This is a genomic window from Streptomyces sp. H27-D2, assembly GCF_035828615.1.
Lineage (GTDB): Bacteria > Actinomycetota > Actinomycetes > Streptomycetales > Streptomycetaceae > Streptomyces.
Map to the genome: position 1 here is coordinate 4,382 of NZ_JAYMZR010000035.1, position 19,468 is coordinate 23,849.

The window sequence follows — 19,468 nt, forward strand, 5'->3', positions numbered from 1 at the left end:
GTGTGCGGCCCCCGGTCGGCAGCGTCTCCAGCCGGGCCGCGCCCGCCTCCACCGAGGAGGGCGGCGGCAGCGTCAGCTCGGCTTCCGAACCGCGGAAAGTGATCATGCCGACCTTGTCGCGGCGCTGGTACGCGTCGAGCAGCAGCGACAGCACCGCGCCCTTCACCGCGCTCATCCGCTGCCGCGCGGCCATCGACCCGGACGCGTCCACGACGAACAGCACGAGGTTGCCCTCGCGGCCCTCGCGCACCGCCTCGCGCAGATCGTCCCGCCGTACGACCAGACCGCGCCCGGAGCGCCCGCGCGCCCGCTGGTGCGGGGCGGCGGCCTGCACGGTCGCCGACAAGTGCAGCTTGGAGAGCGCTCCTTGGGGCCGGCGCGCCCCCGTGGTGCGCCCGTGCGCGGTACGGGCGCGCGAGCGCCGCCCGTCCGCCCCCTCGCCGAGGCCCGGAACGTCCAGCTTGCGCGCCTTGAACGGAGCGGCGGCCCCGACGGCGACCTGCTGCCGGGCCGGCCCCGAGCCGTCCTCGGACTCCTGCTGGTCCGGCTGCTGCGGCCGTTCCTCGGCGGCGGGCTCGCCCGTGCCAGCCGGGCCTTCTGTGCTTTCTGTGCTGTCCGGGGGGCCCTCGGGATCGCTGCGCGGGTCCGGTACGGACGGCTCGCCGGCGGGGGAGTCCGAGCCGTCGGAGCCATCGGCGTTCTCCGGGCCCGCAGGAGCGTCCGGGCTGTCCTGCGGCGGCCGGCCGCCACCGGGGCCCTCGGGGTCCGGATCGTCGTCCTCGGCCCCGCTGTTCTGCTCCAGCGTCTCGTCGAGCTTGTCCTCGTCCAGCCCCGGCGCGTCGAACGGATTGCGCCGCCGCCGGTGCGGGAGCGAGAGCAGCGCGGCCTGGCGCACGTCCTCCTCGATGACGGCCGTACGGCCCGCCCAGGCGGCCAGCGCCGAAGCGGTCCGCGCCGTCACGATGTCCGCGCGCATCCCGTCGACCTCGAAAGCCGCGCAGACGGACGCGATTTGGCGCAGCGCGCCGTCACCCAGGCGCACGCTCGGCAACAGGGCGCGCGCCGTGGCGATGCGCTCCCGCAGCGCGCCCTCGTCCGCCGCCCAGCGACCCGCGAATCCCGTCGGGTCGTCGTCGTACGCGAGCCGCCTGCGGACGACCGCCACCCGCTCGTCCGTCACCCGTGAGGCCGCCACCTCCACGGTCAGCCCGAAGCGGTCGAGCAACTGCGGACGCAGCTCGCCTTCCTCCGGGTTCATCGTCCCGACCAGCAGGAAGCGGGCCGCGTGCCGTACGGAGACGCCTTCGCGCTCGACGTACGAGGCGCCCATGGCCGCCGCGTCCAGCAGCAGGTCCACCAAGTGGTCGTGCAGCAGGTTGACTTCATCGACGTACAGCAGACCCCGGTGGGCGTCCGCGAGCAGGCCGGGTTCAAAGGCCTTCACGCCCTCCGACAGCGCCCGCTCGATGTCGAGTGCGCCGACGAGCCGGTCCTCGGACGCGCCGACCGGCAACTCGACCATGCGAGCGGGACGGGCCGCGCCGGTGCCGGGCTTATGCGGTCCGTCCGGGCAGGCGGGGTCGGGGGTGCCCGGGTCGCAGGAGAACCGGCAGCCGACGACGACCGGGACCTGCGGCATCAGCGCCGCCAGCGCGCGTACGGCTGTGCTCTTGGCGGTGCCCTTCTCGCCGCGCACGAGCACTCCGCCCACGGCGGGCGACACGGCGTTGAGCAGCAGGGCCAGCCGCAGGTCGTCCATGCCGACGATCGCGGTGAACGGATACTGCGGGGTGCTCGCGGCGGGGGCCGGGAGCAGGGAGTCGGCCGTGGCCGCGGATCCGGCCGGGGCCGGGGAGTTGGCAGTGGTCGGGGATGTCATGCGTCGCCGCCTTCCAGGTCGCCTTCGAGGTGCGGGCGCGTCGCGCGCGACCGCACCGGAGTCTTCGGGTCCGGCTCGGCCCACAGGCCGCGCCCGTCGGTCGCCGGCGGCCGTCCACCGCTGCCGCGCGGCGCCCACGGGCTGGTCTTCCTCATGAGCTCCTCACGGCGATCACGGCAGTCATGGCCGTCACAGCGATCACGGCAGGCATGGCATTCACGGCATTCACGGCAGTCGCGTTGGTCACGGCATCCCCGGTGGAATGAAGGGCAGCCCGGGCGGCACGCCGTCCTCGATCAGCCGCATCAGCGCGGCGGTGTCCGCGTGCTCCTCGATCAGGTCCCCGAGCCGGTCCAGCTGCTCCTCGCGCAGCGCCCCGAAGCTGGTGTCCGGAGCGGGGATGAACGACCGCCCCGCGTCGGCCGCCACGCGGCGCAGGAACGCGCGGCGAAAGCCGTCGCTCTCCAGCGAACCGTGCCAGTGGGTGCCCCAGACGGACCCCGACCGGCAGCCGTCCAGGAACGGTTCGCCGCCGCCGGTCAGTTCGGCGACGCCATGGTGGATCTCGTAGCCCTCGACGCGTTCGCCGAGCGCCTCGCCGACCGGTCTGGCGAGGGTCTTGTCCACGGCGACCCGGACGCGTACGGGCAGCAGACCCAGCCCGTCGACCGTGCCGGCCTTCGACTCGACGTCGTCCTCGATGCGCTCGCCCAGCATCTGGAAGCCGCCACAGATACCCAGCACCGGCCGCCCCTCCGCCGCCCGCCGCGAGATCGCGTCGGCCAGCCCGCGCTCGCGCAGCCAGCGCAGCGCCCGCACGGTGCCGCGGGTGCCCGGCAGCACGACGAGGTCGGCGTCTGCCAGTTCCTCGGCGCGGTCCACGAACCGCACGACCACGCCCGGTTCGGCGGCCAGCGCGTCCACGTCGGTGAAGTTCGACATCAGCGGCACGGCGACGACCGCGACCCGCAGCAGTTCCGCGCCGTACGGCGGTGCGACGACGCTCTCCCGGACGGCTCCGCGCAGCGAGACACGCAGCCCGTCCTCCTCGTCGATGCCCAGCCCGTGGGTGAACGGCAGTACGCCGAGCGTCGGCCGCCCGGTGAGGTCCTTGAGCATGTCCAGGCCGGGTTCCAGCAGCGTCACATCGCCCCGGAACTTGTTGACCAGGTATCCGGCGATCAGTTCCTGGTCCGCCGCCGAGAGCAGCGCCGTCGTGCCGAAGAACGAGGCGAAGACACCACCGCGGTCGATGTCCCCGACCACCACCACCGGCAGCCGGGCGGTGCGCGCGATGCCCATGTTCACGATGTCGGTCCGCCGCAGGTTGATCTCGGCCGGGCTGCCCGCGCCCTCGCAGATCACCGCGTCGTGCGTGCGCCGCAGTTCCGCCAGACAGTCCGCCACGGTCCCGAGCAGCGTCTCCTGCCGCCCCGCGTGATAGCCGCGAGCGCTCATCTCGCCGACGGGCTTGCCCATCAGCACGACCTGGCTGCTGCTGTCGCTGCCGGGCTTGAGCAGCACGGGGTTCATCAGCGCGGTCGGCTCGACGCGCGCGGCGGCGGCCTGCATCGCCTGCGCCCGGCCGATCTCCGCGCCTTCGCGCGTCACGAACGAGTTGAGCGACATGTTCTGCCCCTTGAAGGGCGCCACCTTCACGCCCTTGCGGGCCAGCCACCGGCAGATCCCGGCGGTGACCACGCTCTTGCCCGCGTCCGAGGTGGTCCCCGCGACCAGGAGCCCACCGCCCAGGCGGCCTTCGCCGCTGCTCATGAGTTCCCCTTCCGTACGGCCATGGGCCGCGGTTCTGCTGCCGGGCCGGTGACAGGGCTGCCCGCGAAACCCGTAGAGCAGGCAGAGGCCGCAGTGCCGTCGGATCCCGCGAAGCCCGCGGAATCCGCGAAGCCCCCCGAGCCCGCGATGCCCGTAGAACCTGCATACCCGGAGGATCCCGCCCACCCCCCGAGCCCACTCCCAAGACCGCGCCCGCGCAGCGCCCCGCGCCCGCGCAGCGCGACCCCTGCCACCCGCGCGACGGCGGACACCACCAGCGCCAGCGCACTCACCCGGCGTGAAAGCCGCACCGCGCGCTCGATGTCGCGCACTTCGACCGGACGCCCGCCGGCGTTCAGCACCGGCCGCTGCTCGGTCCGTCCGCCGTACGCGAGGCTGCCGCCGAGAGTCACCCCGAGCGCGCCCGCGAACGACGCTTCCACCGGGCCCGCGTTGGGGCTCGGGTGGCTGCCGCCGTCCTGTCGCCAGGCCCGCAGCGCGCCGCGCGGGTCGGGGCCGGCGAGTACGGCGAGGGCCGCGGTCAGCCGTGCGCCGGGCCAGCCGGCCACGTCGTCCAGCCGCGCCGAGGCCCAGCCGAACCGGCGGTATCTGGCGGACTTGTGGCCGACCATCGCGTCCAGGGTGTTGACGGCGCGGAAGGCGACGAGGCCGGGCACACCGCCCGCCGCGCCCCACACCAGCGCGCCCACGACGGCGTCGGAGGTGTTCTCGGCGACCGACTCGACCACCGCGCGCGCGATCTGCTGCCCGTCCAGCGCCTGCGGGTCACGGCCGCACAGATGCGGCAGCCGCTCCCGGGCGACGTCGAGGTCCCCGGCGGCGAGCGCCCCGCCGACGGCCCGCGCCTCACGGCCGAGCGAGGTCCCGCCGAGCACGGCGAAGGCGGCGGCGGCGGCCAGTGCGGTCCGGGCCGGCGCATGGCCGCGTACGGACCGGTGCAGCAGCGCGGCGCCCGCGGCCGCGCCGCCCGCGCACACCAGGGTGTGCAGCGCGCCGGCTCCGCGGTGGTCGCGCCACAGTCGGCGCTCGACGGCCGCGGCGGCCCGCCCGAAGGCGGCCACCGGGTGGCCGCGGCGAGGATCGCCCGCGACCAGGTCGGCGAGGAAGCCGAGCGCGACGCCGGACACATAGGAACCGGCAACGGATGAACCGGCAACGGATGAACCGGAGAGGCCGGACGCGGAGAGGCCGGACCCGGAAGACAGACCGGACCCGGAGATACCGGACGCGCGGGAAGGGGAAGGGGCGGAGGACGCCCCGGAGGAGCGGGCGGGAGCCGTACGTGAGACGGGATCGGCACGCGTCATCGGGGTCAGGCCGCCGTCGCGCCTCGGTGGGGTGTCACGGGTGGCGGTACGGGCGTACGGCTGCGGCCGGGCATGGCGAGGGTCCTCACTCAGGGTCCGCGCCCTGGTTCGACGTGACCGGCGAGGAGAGTTCCTGGCTCCCGGATCGGCGCTCTCCCCGGTCTTCCGGCTCCGTCTCGTCGAGCCGTGACCCGGATGGCGGGGGAGCGCTCCCCGGTAACAGTGGCGGGACCGCGCCGGATTCACACCGGCTTCCTCTTCTGTCGCCGTTTGGCCTCGGCAGTCCACCACGCCCGGGAACAGCCGTCAACTCACCTTTGACCTGCGACGGGAGAGTGTGGGCGGACCCACAGGGGCCCCGTCACGCGAAGACCCGCCGGGCGGTACGCGCTGTTTCGCGCGTACAGCCCGGCGGGTCCTTCAGTGCGTTCCCCGTGCTTTCCGACGCTCGTCGTCAGGCGACGATCAGGAAGATGCCGTACGCCACGGCCGCCAGGCACAGCGCGAAGCAGGCGTACGCGCCGGAGCGCGCCAGCGCGGTGGGCGCCGTGGTCCCCGCCACGACGGCGGTGTCCGTGCCGCCGGCCTGCTGCGGCTTACGGGACGTACCGACGATGCCGAGGGTGAACAGGCACACGATGCCGACGGTGACCACGACGCTGACGCCGAAGACCTCGCCCAGTGCTGACCATTCGATGTTCATGAGGATGCTTCCTTAGCTGCCGACCGGAGCCGGGCCGGTCAGACCGCCGCTTTGGCGGGATCATGGGCGGGGCTGACGGGGCGGGCGGCATGATCCGAAGCCGGGGAGGCGGGGGAAGGCAGGGACCCGGCGGGGGTCACCGCGGAGCCAGGATCGACCTCGTCCTCGACCTCGTCCTCCGACTCCGGTGCGACGAGCGAACCGGTGGTGGGCGGCGGCGCGACCGAGCGCATCGCGGCGGTGATGACGCCCACGGACTCCCGTTCCGTCCCCGCGCCCTCGGCGTCCGTGCCGGCGGGCGCGGGCGCGTTGACGTTGGTGTGGTCCACCGGCTTGCGGCGCGAGGCCAGCCAGATCGCGCCGCAGGCCAGTACGGCGAGCACGGCGACGGTGGCGATGCCCCAGGCGCCCTGGTCGGCGAGGAGCGCGGCGCCCGCGGCGACCAGGCCGGCGGCCGGCAGGGTCAGGCCCCAGGCGATGACCATCCGGCCTGCCGTGGACCAGCGCACCACGCCGCCCTTGCGGCCGACTCCCGAGCCCATCACGGCGCCGGAACAGACCTGGGTGGTGGAGAGCGCGAAGCCGAGGTGCGAGGACGACAGGATGACGGCCGCCGCGCCGGTCTGGGCGGCGAAGCCCTGCGGCGGCTGGATGTCGGTGAGGCCCTTGCCCATGGTGCGGATGATGCGCCAGCCGCCGAGGTAGGTGCCGAGCGCGATGGCGACGCCGGCCGAGGCGATGACCCACAGCGGCGGGTCCGAGTCAGGGACCAGCACACCGCCGGTGATCAGCGCGAGGGTGATCACGCCCATCGTCTTCTGCGCGTCGTTGGTGCCGTGCGCGAGGGAGACCAGCGCGGCGGAGGCGATCTGGCCGGCGCGGTACCCCTTCGCGGTGTCCTCCGGGTCGCGGTTGCGGCCGATCCGGTAGGTCAGCCGGGTCGCGGCCATCGCGGCGAGACCGGCCACGATCGGCGCGGCCACCGCCGGGATCAGCACCTTCATGACCACCGCGTCGCCGTGCACTCCGCTGGTGCCGACTGCCACCAGGGTCGCGCCGATGAGGCCGCCGAAGAGTGCGTGCGAGGAGCTGGACGGCAGTCCGGCCAGCCAGGTCAGCATGTTCCAGACGATCGCGCCGACCAGTCCGGCGAAGATCACTTCGGGTCTGATGCCGACGCTCTCATCGATGATGCCGCCGGAGATCGTCTTGGCCACCTCCACGGAGAGGAACGCGCCGACGAGGTTCAGTGTCGCCGACATCGCCACCGCGGTCTTGGGCCTCAGGGCCCCGGTGGAGATGGTCGTCGCCATGGCGTTGGCTGTGTCGTGGAAGCCGTTCGTAAAGTCGAACACCAAGGCCGTGACGATCACGATCCCGATGAGAAGCGTGATGTTTTCCATTCACCCAGGCAATCAGTTCGAAGGTCAGTGGCACGGCGACCGTAGGGATACCGAATGAACGGAAGGTGAACTGAGGCGGGCTATGCGGTGTCGCAACTCCCGCCCTCCGTCGGGCGACTGGGGCGCGGGCGACAGAAGTCGTCTCGGGTCAACCTCGGGAGAAGCGCTTGAGCTGGGAGAGTGACCCGTTGAAGAGGTTCTGGTCACCCGGCAGCCGGCCCCGCTCGGCGTACTGCCAGATCGTCGAATACGACCAGCCGCTCGGCATCGGACCGGGCGAGGAGTGCCAGTTCGCCAGCCAGAGCGCGTGGTTCCGGCCGAAGCGGCGGCTGCCCCCTGTGCAGCTGTTCCACCACTTCGCCGTGGTGTAGATCACCGGCCGCCGGCCGGTGATCCGCTTCACTTCCCCGCTGAAGGACTTGATCCAGCCGACCATCCCGGCCTGGCTCCGGCCGTGGCACATCGAGCCGTACGCGGCCTCCAGATCGACGGCGGGCGGCAGCGTCCAGCCGTCCGCCGACCACCTGCCGCCGTGCCGCAGGAAGTACGCGGCCTGCCGCTTTCCTGACGATTTGCCCGGGAGTGCGAAGTGGTACGCCCCGCGCAGCATCCCGGCGTCCCGGGCTCCCCCGAACTGCTGTGAGAAATAGGGATTGCGGTACGAGGTGCCCTCGGTCGCCTTCACGTAGACGAATTTCGCCCCCTCGCTCCTCGTCTGCTCCCAGTCCACGTTCTTCTGGTGCGATGAGACGTCGTACCCCCGTGGCATCCCGGCCGCCGAGGCGATCGGCGGTTCGCTGAGGGCGGTGCCGCTCAGGGCCGGCGCGGCGACGGCGGCGGCGATCGCGCGACCCCAGCGGCTCGGCGCGTGACGGTCGCGGGCCATGGGTACCCCCGATGACAGAAGGCGGACAGATCATCGGGAGGTTATCGAACAATACCGGCAAAACGGTTGATCACATGCCGATTCGAAAAAGTGTCACTCATATGCTGATATGACGAGATGTCAGGGTGTCGGTATGCCGGGGTGCGGATGGGCCGACACGCGAAAACGCGGCTCCGCGGCGCCCACCGACAGGGCCGACCGGCAGAGCCCGTCGACAGGGCCCACCGACACCCACAGCCAGATCCCGCGCCGCCGGAGCCCGCGCCGCAGCCGCCTGTCAGGATCTCCGCAGGAGGTGGCAACCGATGACGCGACAGCACGCCACGGACCGACATCACGCCACGGACAGCGAACGGGCCTGGGCCGAACTGGTGGCCACGGCACGCAGGACGACCGCCGACGGCCTGGTCGTCGGAACCTCGGGCAACGTCTCCGTACGCGTGGGCGACACCGTCCTGGTGACCCCCAGCGGAGTCCCGTACGACCGGCTCCGCCCCGAGGACGCGGTCGCCGTCGACCTCGACGGACGGCAGCTCACCGGGACGCTCACGCCCACCAGCGAACTCCCCATGCACCTCGCCGTCTACCGGCACACCGACGCCGCGGCCGTCGTGCACACCCACGCCGTCCACGCGAGTGCCGTCTCCACCCTCGTCGCCGAGCTGCCGCTCATCCACTACATGGCCGCCGCCCTCGGCGGCCCGGTCCGGGTCGCCGACTACGCCCTCTACGGCAGCCCGGAACTGGCCGCGAACACCCTGCGCGCACTGAGCGGGCGCACCGGCTGCCTGCTCCGCAACCACGGCACCCTCACCTACGGCGACACCCTGGACCAGGCGTACGACCGCACCGCGCAACTGGAGTGGATGTGCCGGGTCTGGCTCACCGCCCGTTCCGTTCCCGGCCTCACGCCGTCCCTGCTGTCCCCCGAGGACCTACGGCTCGCGGCGGAGAAACTCCGCGGATACGGACGATCCGGCTGACCCCGGCGTCACCCGCCCGGCCACGCCCGCTGGCCGCCCGGCGCGCACCCGCCCACACTGTGGAGGATGCGCCCGCGTACAGCGGCGGCAGTGGCCGCCACCACCGTGATCGGTGCCGGGGCGACCGCGGTGGCGGTCGGCCGGTACGCCAGCGACGCCGCCCTCAAACCGTCCTCCCACGGCTCACTGCCCGGCGAGGCCAAGCTGACGGTGCACGCCGCCGCGGCCGGCCTGGTCACCCTGACCCGCTCGCCGGCCTCGCTGCGCCCCGGCGCCTACGGGCTCGGCGGACCCGGCTGCCACGCGATCGTCGGCCCGGTGGCCGACGACGCCCCGCACCGGCCCGACACCGTCGTGCGCCGGGTCGAACGGGTCACCCATGGCGTCCTCCGCCCCGGCCTGCGGATGCGGCTCACCCCGCAGGTCCACATCGGCAACCCCGGCGACGCCCTCGGGCTCGACTACGCCGACGTCGACGTCCCCGGTGAACTCGGCGCGCTGCCCGCCTGGTTCGTGCCGGCCGTCCGCGACACCTGGGTGATCACCGTGCACGGCCTCGGCACCACACGCGCCCACCCGATGGTCGTCATGCCGTTCCTGAACGGCCTGCGGCTGCCGGTGCTCGACCTCGCCTACCGCGGCGACCCCGGAGCCCCGCGCTCCGCCGACCGCCTCGGGCACCTGGGCGACACCGAATGGCGCGACCTGGACGCCGCGATCCGCTACGCGGTGCGCTACGGCGCCCGCCGCGTCATCCTGCACGGCTGGTCCACCGGCGCGACGATGGCGCTGCACGCCGCCGCCAACTCCGGGCTGCGCCACCGGAGCAGCGGAATCGTCCTGGACTCGCCGGTGCTCGACCGGCAGGCGACCCTGCGCGCGCTGGCCACCGCGCACAGCGCCCCGCGCGCCCTGCTGCCGCTCGTCGTACGGGCCGCCCAGGGCAGCGCCGGCGCGCACCTCGACGCCTTCGCCGAGGCCGCCGACCCGGCCAGGCTGTCGGTGCCCACGCTCATCGTGCACGGCCCGGACGACACCCTCGCGCCGTGGGGCGCCTCACGCGAACTCGCCCGGCTGCGCCCCGAACTGGTCACCTTGCACACTGTCCGGCGCGCCCCGCACGCCTCGATGTGGAACGCCGACCCGAACGGTTACGAAGAAGCACTCCGACGCTTCCTGATACCCCTTATGTGACCCTGTTACGCCCACTTTTGCAGCTTCTTGTCCGGTTGGCCGCGCAGCTCGTCCGGTGGGGCGAACGGGGGAGGCGCATGGGTGGCGAAGCAGCAGGACCGATTCCGATTGGGCTTTCGGGCCGTCAGCGGGAAGACTGCACCCGTGACGTCCCGTACCCCGCGCGACTCCCGACCGCTCCGAGACTCCCGGCTCCGCCTCGTCCCCCGGCAGCCGATCGCAGCCGCCCGCATGGCGGTCACGACCCGCCGCACCCGACCGGCCCCCCGGCCGCCCGAGGGCACACCGCCTCCCGCGGAGCTGGCCCGGCAGGCGCGGGACGGCCTCGCCGAGGCGGTGCGAGTCGCCCGCTGGGCCGACGCCGAACCGGGCCGCGGCGCCGCCGGCGCGCTCTCCCGACGCGAACTCGCCCAGGCCGCCGAGGCGCTCAGCCGCACCCTGGCCGAGGTGCGGGCCGACTGGGACCGGGCCAGGCTGGCCGGACTCATCGAACTGCACAACGGATCGGTTCGCCCCGGCTGGCGGCTGCGCGCCTGGGACCGCGACGACACCGCCGTGCTGCGCGGCTGGGTCGCGCTGTTCGACGCCTGGTCGCTCGCCCACCCGGTGTCCCGCGATCCGGCCTGCGCCGCCGCGGGGCCGGCCGTGGTCGCCGAGGTGATCGAAGCCGCTCCGCAACTGCTGTCCGTACTGCACCTGAACGGCGGTCCGGTGCCCGCCGCGACCCTGCTCGACCTGCTCCAGCAGCGCGTCGCGGAGATCCGCGCCGAGCGCTGCGAGGTGCCCGCGGCGGGCGTCGCACCAGCGGAAGCCGTGGCCGCCGTAGCCGCTGATCCGGTCGTGGAGCCTGCCGCCGGACCGGCCGACGGCCTGCTCCCCGCGCTGCTGGGCTGGGCCCTGGCGGGCCTGGGCTCGGTCGGCGCGCTGACGCTGCGCGGCGCGACGGCCGAGGCCGCGCTCACGCCGCTCGGCCACTGGGCGGTATGGACCAAGCTGGAACAGATCTGCGTCGCCGCGCAGAGCCCGGCGGGCAACATCGAGCAGACCGCCGAGAACATGCTGCGCGGTTGCGCCCGGCTCACCCCCGGTCCGGCCCGCGCCGAGTACCGCGCCTGGCTCGCCGCCCGGCCCGTCGGCAGCGCCGTCACCGAACTCCTGGAAGTGGCGCGCGGCGACGACTCACTGCTGCGCGGCCTCGCCTTCGAGGCGCTGCGCGCCGTGGGCGGCCCGGCCGAACCCGCCGTCCGAGCCGCCGCGAGCGAGGCATGGCTGCGGCCGTACGCCCTGCTGTGGCTGGTCGAGCACGAGGGGGGCGACCCGGAGGACGCCCCCGATGTGCTGACCCGCGAGGAATCCACCTGGCTGTGGGTGGACACCGCCGCGGCCGTCGCCGACCACGGCGAGAGCATGCTGCTGGTCCGCCACCTCGACTCGGCGATCCAGGGCTCGGTGCCCGGTCTGCTGGACGAGGTACGGGCCGTGGGCCACCCCCGCACCGTCCAGGTGCTGGTCGCGCTGGCCGCCGCGCACCCCGACCCGGTGCTCGCCAAGGCCGTACGGCGCGCGGCCTTCCAGGTGCACACAGGCGGAGCGCCCGACACCCGCGCCTAGCGGGCCCCGACGCACGCGCCCAGCGGGGCTCCCGGCGGGCGCTGCTCAACGGAGCCCCGAGGGAGCCGCTCAGCCGTCACCGCCGGGGGCGTAGGTGCCGAAGCACCACAGGTTCCCCTCCGCGTCCCGGGCGATGTAGTCACGGGAGCCGTAATCCTGGTCGGTCGGGGGCATCAGGATCTCCGCCCCGTGCTGCTCGGCGCGCTTGAAGTGCACGTCGGCGTCCTCGATCACGACATAGACCGAGGTGGCCCTCGCGTCCTGGGTGGCCTTGCCGTGCGCCCCCTTGTCGCTCTTGGAGCTCAGCATCACCATGCCGTTGCCGTACGAGAACTCGGCGTGCGCCACCGATCCGTCCTCGCCCTCGTAGAGAGCGACCTGGGTGAAGCCGAACGCCTCGGTCAGCAGAGTGACGGCGGCCCGAGCGTCCCGGTACGTCAGCACCGGGTAGACGGTCGGGCGGTCTGTCCGGGTACCTGCCATCGCGATCACCGTTCTTTCCGTTGTCGCCAGTCCGGTGTGACCCGTATCTCAGTCTGGCACCGGGGTCCGACAATCGCCGCTCGCGCCGCCGTTTCGGGCGGCGGAGCGGCGCACGCCGGGAAGTATGGGCGAACTGCCCCATCTGCGGCTTTCCCGTCCGGGGCCGAAGGTGACAGAGGGGCGGACAGCCGCACGGACAGCGACAGGGAGCCCCGCGCGGGCCCCGGGCCTTGCCGCCGCCGAGAAAATATGGTTGCCGGGCCCCGCTAGACTGGATCCCATGGCATTTCTCCTTGTGCATTAGCCGGCGTCACACGCCTGTCGCCCCCGCCATCCCTGTCAATGGCGCGCTGTGCGCGGCGGCTTTGATCCGCCTGTCCCCCTGACGTCTGCCACGCCCTGGAGTTTTTCCCGTGATCACCGCCTCCGGCATTGAGTTGCGCGCCGGCGCACGCATGCTCATCGAGTCCGCTTCCTTCCGCATCGCCAAGGGCGACCGCATCGGCCTGGTCGGCCGCAACGGCGCGGGCAAGACCACCCTCACCAAGGTGCTGGCAGGCGAGGCCCTGCCGACCGGTGGCACCGTCACCCGCTCCGGCGACGTCGGCTACCTCCCGCAGGACCCGCGCACCGGCGACCTCGACGTGCTCGCCCGCGACCGCATCCTCTCCGCCCGCGACCTCGACGCCGTGCTCCGCAAGATGCGCGAGAACGAGGAGCGGATGTCCACCGGACAGGGCGCGACCCGCGAAAAGGCGATGAAGAAGTACGAGCGCCTGGAGACCGAGTTCCTCACCAAGGGCGGGTACGCCGCCGAGGCGGAGGCCGCGACCATCTCGGCCAGCCTCGGACTGCCCGACCGGGTGCTCGGCCAGCCGCTGCACACCCTCTCCGGCGGCCAGCGCCGCCGCGTCGAGCTGGCCCGGATCCTCTTCTCGGACTCCGACACGCTGCTGCTCGACGAGCCGACGAACCACCTCGACGCCGACTCCATCGTCTGGCTCCGCGACTACCTCAAGAGCTACCGCGGCGGCTTCATCGTGATCTCGCACGACATCGCCCTCGTCGAGACGGTCGTCAACAAGGTCTTCTATCTGGACGCCAACCGCACCCAGATCGACGTCTACAACATGGGCTGGAAGCTCTACCAGGCCCAGCGCGAGGCCGACGAGAAGCGCCGCAAGCGCGAGCGCTCCAACGCGGAGAAGAAGGCCGCGTCCCTCAACTCGCAGGCCGACAAGATGCGCGCCAAGGCCACCAAGACGGTCGCCGCGCAGAACATGGCCAAGCGCGCCGACCGGCTGCTGGCCGGCCTGGACGCCGTCCGGGTCTCCGACAAGGTCGCCAAGCTCCGCTTCCCGGACCCGGCCCCGTGCGGCAAGACGCCGCTGATGGCGAGCGCGCTGTCCAAGTCGTACGGCTCACTGGAGATCTTCACCGACGTCGACCTGGCCATCGACAAGGGCTCGCGCGTGGTCATCCTCGGCCTCAACGGCGCCGGCAAGACGACGCTGCTGCGGATGCTCGCGGGCGTCGAAAAGCCCGACACCGGCAAGGTCGAGCCCGGCTACGGCCTCAAGCTCGGCTACTACGCCCAGGAGCACGACACCCTCGACCCGGAGCGCACGGTCCTGGAGAACATGCGCTCCTCGTCGCCCGACCTGGACCTGGTCGAGATCCGCAAGACGCTCGGCTCCTTCCTGTTCTCCGGCGACGACGTCGACAAGCCGGCCGGAGTGCTCTCCGGCGGCGAGAAGACCCGGCTCGCGCTGGCCACCCTCGTGGTGTCCTCGGCGAACGTGCTGCTCCTCGACGAGCCCACGAACAACCTCGACCCCGCCAGCCGCGAGGAGATCCTCGGCGCGCTGCGCACCTACAAGGGCGCCGTCGTCCTGGTCACTCACGACGAGGGCGCGGTGGAGGCGCTGGAGCCGGAGCGGATCATCCTGCTGCCGGACGGCGTCGAGGACCTGTGGAGCCAGGGCTACGCCGACCTCGTCTCGATGGCCTGACCGACCGGCGCCGCCGGGATCGCCGGCATCCTGGCGGAATCGGCGGTTCCACCGGCCTGATCCACTTCTTATGGATCATTCGGCCGACAGGTGATCCTTCATCTGAGTGAGTGCGGCTCGTACTCCGGCGCGCCTTCCGGTGCGGCACGAGCGGTGTGTGGCTTCTACAGCCATATGCCGCTCGTTTGCTGTTTCACCCCATCTGACCTGCTGGTTCATCCTGCTGACCGGATGGCGAACGTCTCTTCGGCAGCGCGGAATCGAGAATTCCGCCGCCTTGGCGCCGGTCATGGCACGGAAAGCTTGTCGCACGGACCTTGCCGAATGGGTGGCCAGGAAGCCGTGGAGGGGTGATCATGAGAGTCCAAGAGCGCACTTCCCACGAGGAGGCACGGGTGGCCGAGACTCTGAAGAAGGGCAGCCGGGTAACCGGCGCCGCGCGCGAGAAGCTCGCGGCAGACCTGAAGAAGAAGTACGACTCCGGTGCGAGCATCCGGGCGTTGGCCGAAGAGACCGGTCGCTCCTATGGATTCGTGCACCGGATGCTCAGCGAGTCCGGGGTGACCCTGCGTGGTCGCGGCGGGGCGACGCGGGGCAAGAAGTCCGCCTCAGCCTGACGAGGTGTACCAGTGCGTCCGGCAGTGTCACCCGGTCGATCGTGTGATCGACCGGGTGGTTACTGTTCAGTCAACTTAACCGCGGTTGACTCGGAGGCACCCCATGACTCTGCTCGACAAGGACGGCGTTCGACTCACCGTCGACGACGCGGTGGCCACCGTCACCTTGGCCAACGCGAGCAAGCGCAACGCCCAGTCGCCCGCCATGTGGCGGGCCCTGGCCGAGGCCGGGCAGCTGTTGCCCGGCACCGTCCGGGTGGTCCTGCTGCGCGGTGAGGGCCAGTCCTTCTCCGCGGGACTCGACCGACAGGCCTTCACGCCCGGCGGGTTCGACGGCGAGCCGTCCTTCCTCGACCTGGCGCGCGGTTCCGACGCCGAACTCGACGGCGTCATCGCCGAGTACCAGGAGGCGTTCACCTGGTGGCGGCGCAATGACATCGTCAGCATCGCCGCCGTGCAGGGCCACGCCATCGGCGCCGGCTTCCAGCTGGCGCTCGCCTGTGATCTGCGGATCTGTGCCGACGACGTGCAATTCGCGATGCGCGAGACCAGCCTCGGACTGGTGCCGGACCTGACCGGCACCCACCCGCTGCTCGGCCTGGTCGGCTACGGCCGCGCGCTGGAGATCTGCGCCACCGGGCGCTACATCCACGCCCCCGAGGCCGAGCGCACCGGCATCGCCAACCTCGTCGTGCCCGCCGCCGAACTGGACGCCGCGGCCACGGACCTGGCAGCGGCGCTGCTCGCGGCCCCGCGCGACGCGCTCATCGAGACCAAGGGGCTGCTCCGGGACGCCCCCGGCCGCTCGTACGAGGAGCAGCGGGCGGCCGAACGCGCCGCGCAGGCCCGGCGGCTCCGCGATCTGGCCGGGCTCACCGACTAGCCGGTACGCGGCCGGCCGCTGCCCGGTACGGCTGCGTAGCCCGGCCCGCCGTACAGCGACCGCTCCGGCGTCACTCGCTGTAGCCGGAATCCGGTTGCCGCAACCCGCCGCGGCTACTCGCCGGTCGCCACCGCGGTGACGAGGACGGCGACCGTGACCGGTCCCGCGCCGGGCCCGCGCAGCGCCTCGGCGACCGCCGTACGGACCGCGCGAGCCACGTCGAGCGCCCGGTGGCCGGCGGCGACGGCCAGTTGCACCTGTACGTGGCGGCCGGCCGGCCCATAGCCGCCGTCCTCGCGTTCCTCGACCCGTACGGCCCGGTTCAGCCCGCCCAGCGCGGGCGCGAGCCGGGTCACGCCCGGGACGGACTCGGCGGCGGCCGACGCCGCGGCGGCCGGGTCCGGGGAGCCGTCGGCGTCGGACGCCGCCGAGTCCGTGCCGCTGCCCGGCGCGTCCGGCGTGCCCACCGTCTGCGGTGGCTCCGGTGGCTCCGGTGGCTCCGCTGTGGTCGCCGGGCGCCCTGTGTCCGTCGCGGCGCCGGAATCCGCTTTGTCCGTCAGCAGGCCGGTGACCCGCAGGTCGATCCCGCTGATCCGCAGGCCGAGCCGCTGCCGGGCGCAGTCGAGCAGCGCCTCGCGCAGCCGGTCGGCGGTGGCCGGGACGGGGTGGTCCGGGGTGACGGCGCACTCCGCCTCGATGCGGAGCGGGCCGGGCGGCAGCGCGCTTGCCGGGGGTGGCACGGCGGGCTCACGGGGCGTGGCGGAGTCGTCGGGTCCGATCCGCAGCGCGCCGAGCCGCGCGCCGCCGACCTCGGACCCCGAACGGCGGAGCACCGCGCCGGCCGCGTGCTCGGTGAGCCAGCTGCCGTCCGCCGCGTCGCCGAGCGGCAGCAGCCGTCCCAGGCCCAGCTGCTGCCGTACCGCTTGCGTCAGTCGGTCCACGGCCACCGCTGTCACCCCTTTCGTGTCCTGTCGGGCCCCGCCGGTCACTCGGCTTCCGGCCCCGGGACACATGGTTCCACCAGGGGCCCGGCCCCGCGCAGCGCATTCCCCCGGGCCACCCGAACGGCTTCGTCCCCCACACCGGGGCCCGCTTCCCCCGAGCGTGAGCGACCGCCCGCGCTTAGTGTGAGCAGTGGAGCGGCAGGCCGCTCCGCCCCCTCGGAAAGGGAAGATCGGCGATGAGCGACACGGCACACCGGAACCTACCCGAGCCCCCCGTCAAGGAGTCCTCGGGCGACCAGACGTCCAAGAACCTCGGATCCCGGCGCGGCGTCGGCGGCGACGCGGGCGGCCGGGGCAGGACCACCATCGCGGACGGCGTGGTGGAGAAGATCGCGGGCCTGGCGGCGCGTGACGTCGTCGGCGTGCACGCCATGGGCAGCGGGCTGTCCCGGACCTTTGGCGCGGTACGCGACCGGGTACCCGGAGGCGGCAGCGCGAAGTCCGTCTCGCGCGGTGTGAAGGCCGAGGTCGGCGAGGTGCAGACCGCGCTCGACCTGGAGATCGTGGTGGACTACGGCGTCGCGATCGCCGATGTCGCGCGGGCGGTGCGGGAGAACGTGATCGCCGCGGTCGAGCGGATGACCGGTCTTGAGGTCGTCGAGGTCAACATCGCGGTCAGCGACGTGAAGCTGCCGGAAGAGGAAGAAGAAGAGGAAGAGCCGCGGCTCCAGTAGCGACCGCGGCTCGACCATCGGGGCCCGGGCCGCAGACGCTGTTTCCCGGATCGCCGCAGGCCCGGTGGGGCACCCCCCAGCGGTATCTGGGGAACCTGGCACGGCGCCTCGCGGCGTTGGCGAAACACCCGAATAGAACCGCTATGCGGGCGCTCCGCTGCCGTGCGAGGCACCGCACCAGGCGACGCCCCGGGCTGATCCACGGCGATCCGGGAAACAGGACCTAGCGGCCCGATTGAAGGAGCGCACGATGAGCATGGCTGTAGTCGGCTTGATCGCCGGCATGGCGCTGGGCTTCGCCGGATACTTCGGCGGCTTCGGTGCCTTTCTGTTGGTGGCGGCGCTGGGCGCCGTCGGATTCATCGCGGGCCGGTTCCTGGACGGTGACCTGGAGCCGGGCGAGTTCTTCCGCAGTCGCGACCGCGACGACCGGCGCCGGTGAGTGCCGGTGTCGAGCGAGGCCGTCGCCGCCCCCGCCGTCATCCCCGCCGCCGAGCGCGGCGCGACCAGGATCGCGGACCGGGTCGTCGCGAAGATCGCTTCGCAGGCGGCCCGGGAGGCGCTGCCCACCGGGCTCGCGACGCCGCACGCGACGGTGTCGGTCCGTCAGCACTCCGGGCGGGGCGCGGGCGGCGGTGAGGCCCGGGTGCGGGTCACCGTCGAGCTCCGCTACCCCTCCGACATCGGCGCGCAGTGCGGCGCGGTGCGCCGCCGGGTGACCGAGCGGGTGGGGACGCTGGCGGGCATGGAGGTGCCCGAGGTGGCGGTGGACGTCGAGCGGCTGCATTCGGCGCTGTCCCAGCGCGCGGACCAGGGGAGAGTGCGATGAGCGACACCGGCCCCGGCCCGGAGCCGGAGGAACGGACCCAGCGGCTGCCGACGATCGAGCGGGCCGGCCCGTCCGGCGAGCCGCCGTCGTCCGGCTACGACCACCCCGTACCCGCGGCCCCTCTGCCGGACGGCGCCAAGGGCCGGACCGGCCGTTTCTGGTCGGGGCGGCGGGCGCCCGCGGCGGTGGCCGCGCTGCTGCTGGCCGCGGCCGTCGGGCTGCTGCTCTACGACGTGGCGGCGGTGCGCGCCGACCGGTCCGCGATGAGCTGGCGGCAGCGGCTCGCGGACGAGTTGGGGTCCCGCCCGCTGGACGACGGAGCGGTGATCGGCGGTGCGGCGGCCGCGATGGTGATCGGCCTGTGGCTGCTCGCGCTGGCCGTGACGCCGGGGCTGCGCGGGGTGCTGACCATGCGGCCGGGGCCCGCCGACGTCCGGGCCGGGCTCGACCGGCGGGCCGCGGCGCTGGTGCTGCGCGACCGGGCGATGGAGGTCGCCGGGGTGCAGTCCGTACGGCTGGTGGTGCGGCGGCGGAGGGTCACGGTGCGCGCGGTGTCGCACTTCCGCGATCTGGACGACGTCCGCGAGGATCTGGACGTGGCGATGGCGGAGGGCATCCGGGGGCTCGGGCTCGTCCGGCCGCCTCGTCTCTCGGTCCGCGTCCGACGACCGGTGAAGAGGTGAACCGACGATGCGCAGGACTGTGAACAGGGTCTTCCTCGGGCTGCTGGGGCTGCTGCTGCTCGTACTGGGCGCGGCGGTGCTGATCGGCGGCCTGGATCTGCAACAGCGGTGGGGGTTCAGTCTCCCCACGGCCTGGCCGTTCAACGGGCCCGACGACGTACTGCTCACCGAACGGGACCGGACCCGGTGGCGGTCCGACGGCTGGTGGTGGCCGACGGTGATCGCGGCGCTCGCGGTCCTGCTGCTGCTCGCGCTGTGCTGGTTGTTCGCACAGTTGCGGCGGCGCCGGCTCGACGAGGTGCTGGTCGACAGCGGTGACGGCGCCGGGGCGCGGGTGCGCAGCCGGGCGCTGGAAGAGGTCATCGCCGCGGAGGCCGGGGACCTGCCGGGCGTCGAGCGGGCGCGGGTACGGCTGCGGGGCCGGCGGACCGCACCTCGGGCGCGGGTGCGGCTGCTGCTCGCCGCGCACGCGGAGCCCGCGGAGGCGGTGGCGCGGCTGGGTTCGGAGGCGCTGGCACACGCC

At 73.3% G+C, this 19,468-nt stretch carries 19 protein-coding genes, 1 pseudogene and 1 riboswitch; of the genes and pseudogenes, 11 read left to right on the plus strand and 9 right to left on the minus strand.

What is annotated here, in order from left to right:
* From QMK28_RS15665 to QMK28_RS15695, 7 genes and pseudogenes are all read right to left on the minus strand, one after another.
* Positions 1 to 1,759 (minus strand): VWA domain-containing protein (locus QMK28_RS15665; protein ID WP_326438362.1); only part of this gene is annotated, 1,759 nt, incomplete at its 3' end.
* A 116-nt stretch (positions 1,760 to 1,875) separates the two neighbouring features.
* A complete protein-coding gene (locus tag QMK28_RS15670; RefSeq protein ID WP_326438248.1) occupies positions 1,876 to 2,034 on the minus strand; it encodes a hypothetical protein in 159 nt (52 codons plus the stop codon).
* Between the two features lie 88 nt (positions 2,035 to 2,122).
* Positions 2,123 to 3,652 (minus strand): cobyric acid synthase, encoded by a 1,530-nt coding sequence (locus QMK28_RS15675; protein WP_326438250.1) that lies wholly within the window; start codon positions 3,650 to 3,652, stop codon positions 2,123 to 2,125.
* Between the two features lie 212 nt (positions 3,653 to 3,864).
* Positions 3,865 to 4,800: pseudogene (locus QMK28_RS15680) on the minus strand (cobalamin biosynthesis protein); the annotation flags it as partial.
* Between the two features lie 287 nt (positions 4,801 to 5,087).
* A riboswitch (cobalamin riboswitch) is annotated at positions 5,088 to 5,287 on the minus strand.
* Between the two features lie 147 nt (positions 5,288 to 5,434).
* The gene (locus QMK28_RS15685) at positions 5,435 to 5,683 is read right to left on the minus strand and encodes a hypothetical protein (RefSeq protein ID WP_326438252.1); all 249 of its coding nucleotides are present in this window, start codon (positions 5,681 to 5,683) and stop codon (positions 5,435 to 5,437) included.
* A gap of 38 nt (positions 5,684 to 5,721) precedes the next feature.
* The gene (locus tag QMK28_RS15690; RefSeq protein WP_326438254.1) at positions 5,722 to 7,086 is read right to left on the minus strand and encodes an inorganic phosphate transporter; all 1,365 of its coding nucleotides are present in this window, start codon (positions 7,084 to 7,086) and stop codon (positions 5,722 to 5,724) included.
* A 148-nt stretch (positions 7,087 to 7,234) separates the two neighbouring features.
* A complete protein-coding gene (locus QMK28_RS15695) occupies positions 7,235 to 7,972 on the minus strand; it encodes a lysozyme (protein ID WP_326438256.1) in 738 nt (245 codons plus the stop codon).
* A gap of 305 nt (positions 7,973 to 8,277) precedes the next feature.
* On the opposite strand from QMK28_RS15695, the gene QMK28_RS15700 reads away from it, so the two are divergent.
* The 3 genes from QMK28_RS15700 (at position 8,278) to QMK28_RS15710 (ending at position 11,760) form a co-directional block, all read left to right on the plus strand.
* Entirely contained in the window at positions 8,278 to 8,955 is a 678-nt protein-coding gene (locus QMK28_RS15700) for a class II aldolase/adducin family protein (RefSeq protein ID WP_326438257.1), read from the plus strand.
* 66 nt (positions 8,956 to 9,021) lie between these two features.
* Positions 9,022 to 10,149 carry an alpha/beta hydrolase gene (locus QMK28_RS15705; RefSeq protein WP_326438259.1) on the plus strand — a complete coding sequence of 376 codons (1,128 nt, stop codon included), beginning with the start codon at positions 9,022 to 9,024 and terminating at the stop codon, positions 10,147 to 10,149.
* Between the two features lie 144 nt (positions 10,150 to 10,293).
* On the plus strand, positions 10,294 to 11,760 hold the full coding sequence (locus QMK28_RS15710; RefSeq protein ID WP_443050735.1) for a hypothetical protein: 1,467 nt from the start codon (positions 10,294 to 10,296) through the stop codon (positions 11,758 to 11,760).
* 69 nt (positions 11,761 to 11,829) lie between these two features.
* On the opposite strand, the gene QMK28_RS15715 is transcribed toward QMK28_RS15710, so the two are convergent.
* The gene (locus QMK28_RS15715) at positions 11,830 to 12,243 is read right to left on the minus strand and encodes a VOC family protein (protein ID WP_326438261.1); all 414 of its coding nucleotides are present in this window, start codon (positions 12,241 to 12,243) and stop codon (positions 11,830 to 11,832) included.
* 413 nt (positions 12,244 to 12,656) lie between these two features.
* On the opposite strand from QMK28_RS15715, the gene QMK28_RS15720 reads away from it, so the two are divergent.
* The 3 genes from QMK28_RS15720 (at position 12,657) to QMK28_RS15730 (ending at position 15,755) form a co-directional block, all read left to right on the plus strand.
* Positions 12,657 to 14,255 carry an ABC-F family ATP-binding cassette domain-containing protein gene (locus QMK28_RS15720; protein WP_326438263.1) on the plus strand — a complete coding sequence of 533 codons (1,599 nt, stop codon included), beginning with the start codon at positions 12,657 to 12,659 and terminating at the stop codon, positions 14,253 to 14,255.
* 395 nt (positions 14,256 to 14,650) lie between these two features.
* Positions 14,651 to 14,872: a helix-turn-helix domain-containing protein gene (locus tag QMK28_RS15725; protein ID WP_326438265.1), complete on the plus strand. Its 222-nt coding sequence runs from the start codon at positions 14,651 to 14,653 to the stop codon at positions 14,870 to 14,872.
* Positions 14,873 to 14,975: 103 nt separating this feature from the next.
* Complete coding sequence (locus tag QMK28_RS15730; protein WP_326438267.1) at positions 14,976 to 15,755, plus strand: enoyl-CoA hydratase/isomerase family protein; 780 nt, start codon at positions 14,976 to 14,978, stop codon at positions 15,753 to 15,755.
* A gap of 113 nt (positions 15,756 to 15,868) precedes the next feature.
* On the opposite strand, the gene QMK28_RS15735 is transcribed toward QMK28_RS15730, so the two are convergent.
* Positions 15,869 to 16,702, minus strand: coding sequence for a nucleopolyhedrovirus P10 family protein (locus QMK28_RS15735; protein WP_326438269.1), 834 nt, complete (start codon positions 16,700 to 16,702; stop codon positions 15,869 to 15,871).
* 233 nt (positions 16,703 to 16,935) lie between these two features.
* Between QMK28_RS15735 and QMK28_RS15740 the strand changes: the two genes are divergently transcribed.
* The 5 genes from QMK28_RS15740 to amaP form a co-directional block, all read left to right on the plus strand.
* Entirely contained in the window at positions 16,936 to 17,433 is a 498-nt protein-coding gene (locus tag QMK28_RS15740; RefSeq protein ID WP_326438271.1) for an Asp23/Gls24 family envelope stress response protein, read from the plus strand.
* Positions 17,434 to 17,683: 250 nt separating this feature from the next.
* Positions 17,684 to 17,875, plus strand: coding sequence for a hypothetical protein (locus QMK28_RS15745; protein ID WP_326438273.1), 192 nt, complete (start codon positions 17,684 to 17,686; stop codon positions 17,873 to 17,875).
* Positions 17,876 to 17,881: 6 nt separating this feature from the next.
* Positions 17,882 to 18,262 carry a hypothetical protein gene (locus tag QMK28_RS15750; RefSeq protein WP_443050736.1) on the plus strand — a complete coding sequence of 127 codons (381 nt, stop codon included), beginning with the start codon at positions 17,882 to 17,884 and terminating at the stop codon, positions 18,260 to 18,262.
* Positions 18,259 to 18,945, plus strand: coding sequence for a DUF6286 domain-containing protein (locus QMK28_RS15755; protein ID WP_326438277.1), 687 nt, complete (start codon positions 18,259 to 18,261; stop codon positions 18,943 to 18,945). The genes QMK28_RS15750 and QMK28_RS15755 overlap by 4 nt, the downstream gene beginning before the upstream one ends.
* 7 nt (positions 18,946 to 18,952) lie before the next feature.
* Positions 18,953 to 19,468 (plus strand): alkaline shock response membrane anchor protein AmaP (gene amaP / locus QMK28_RS15760; protein ID WP_326438279.1); only part of this gene is annotated, 516 nt, incomplete at its 3' end.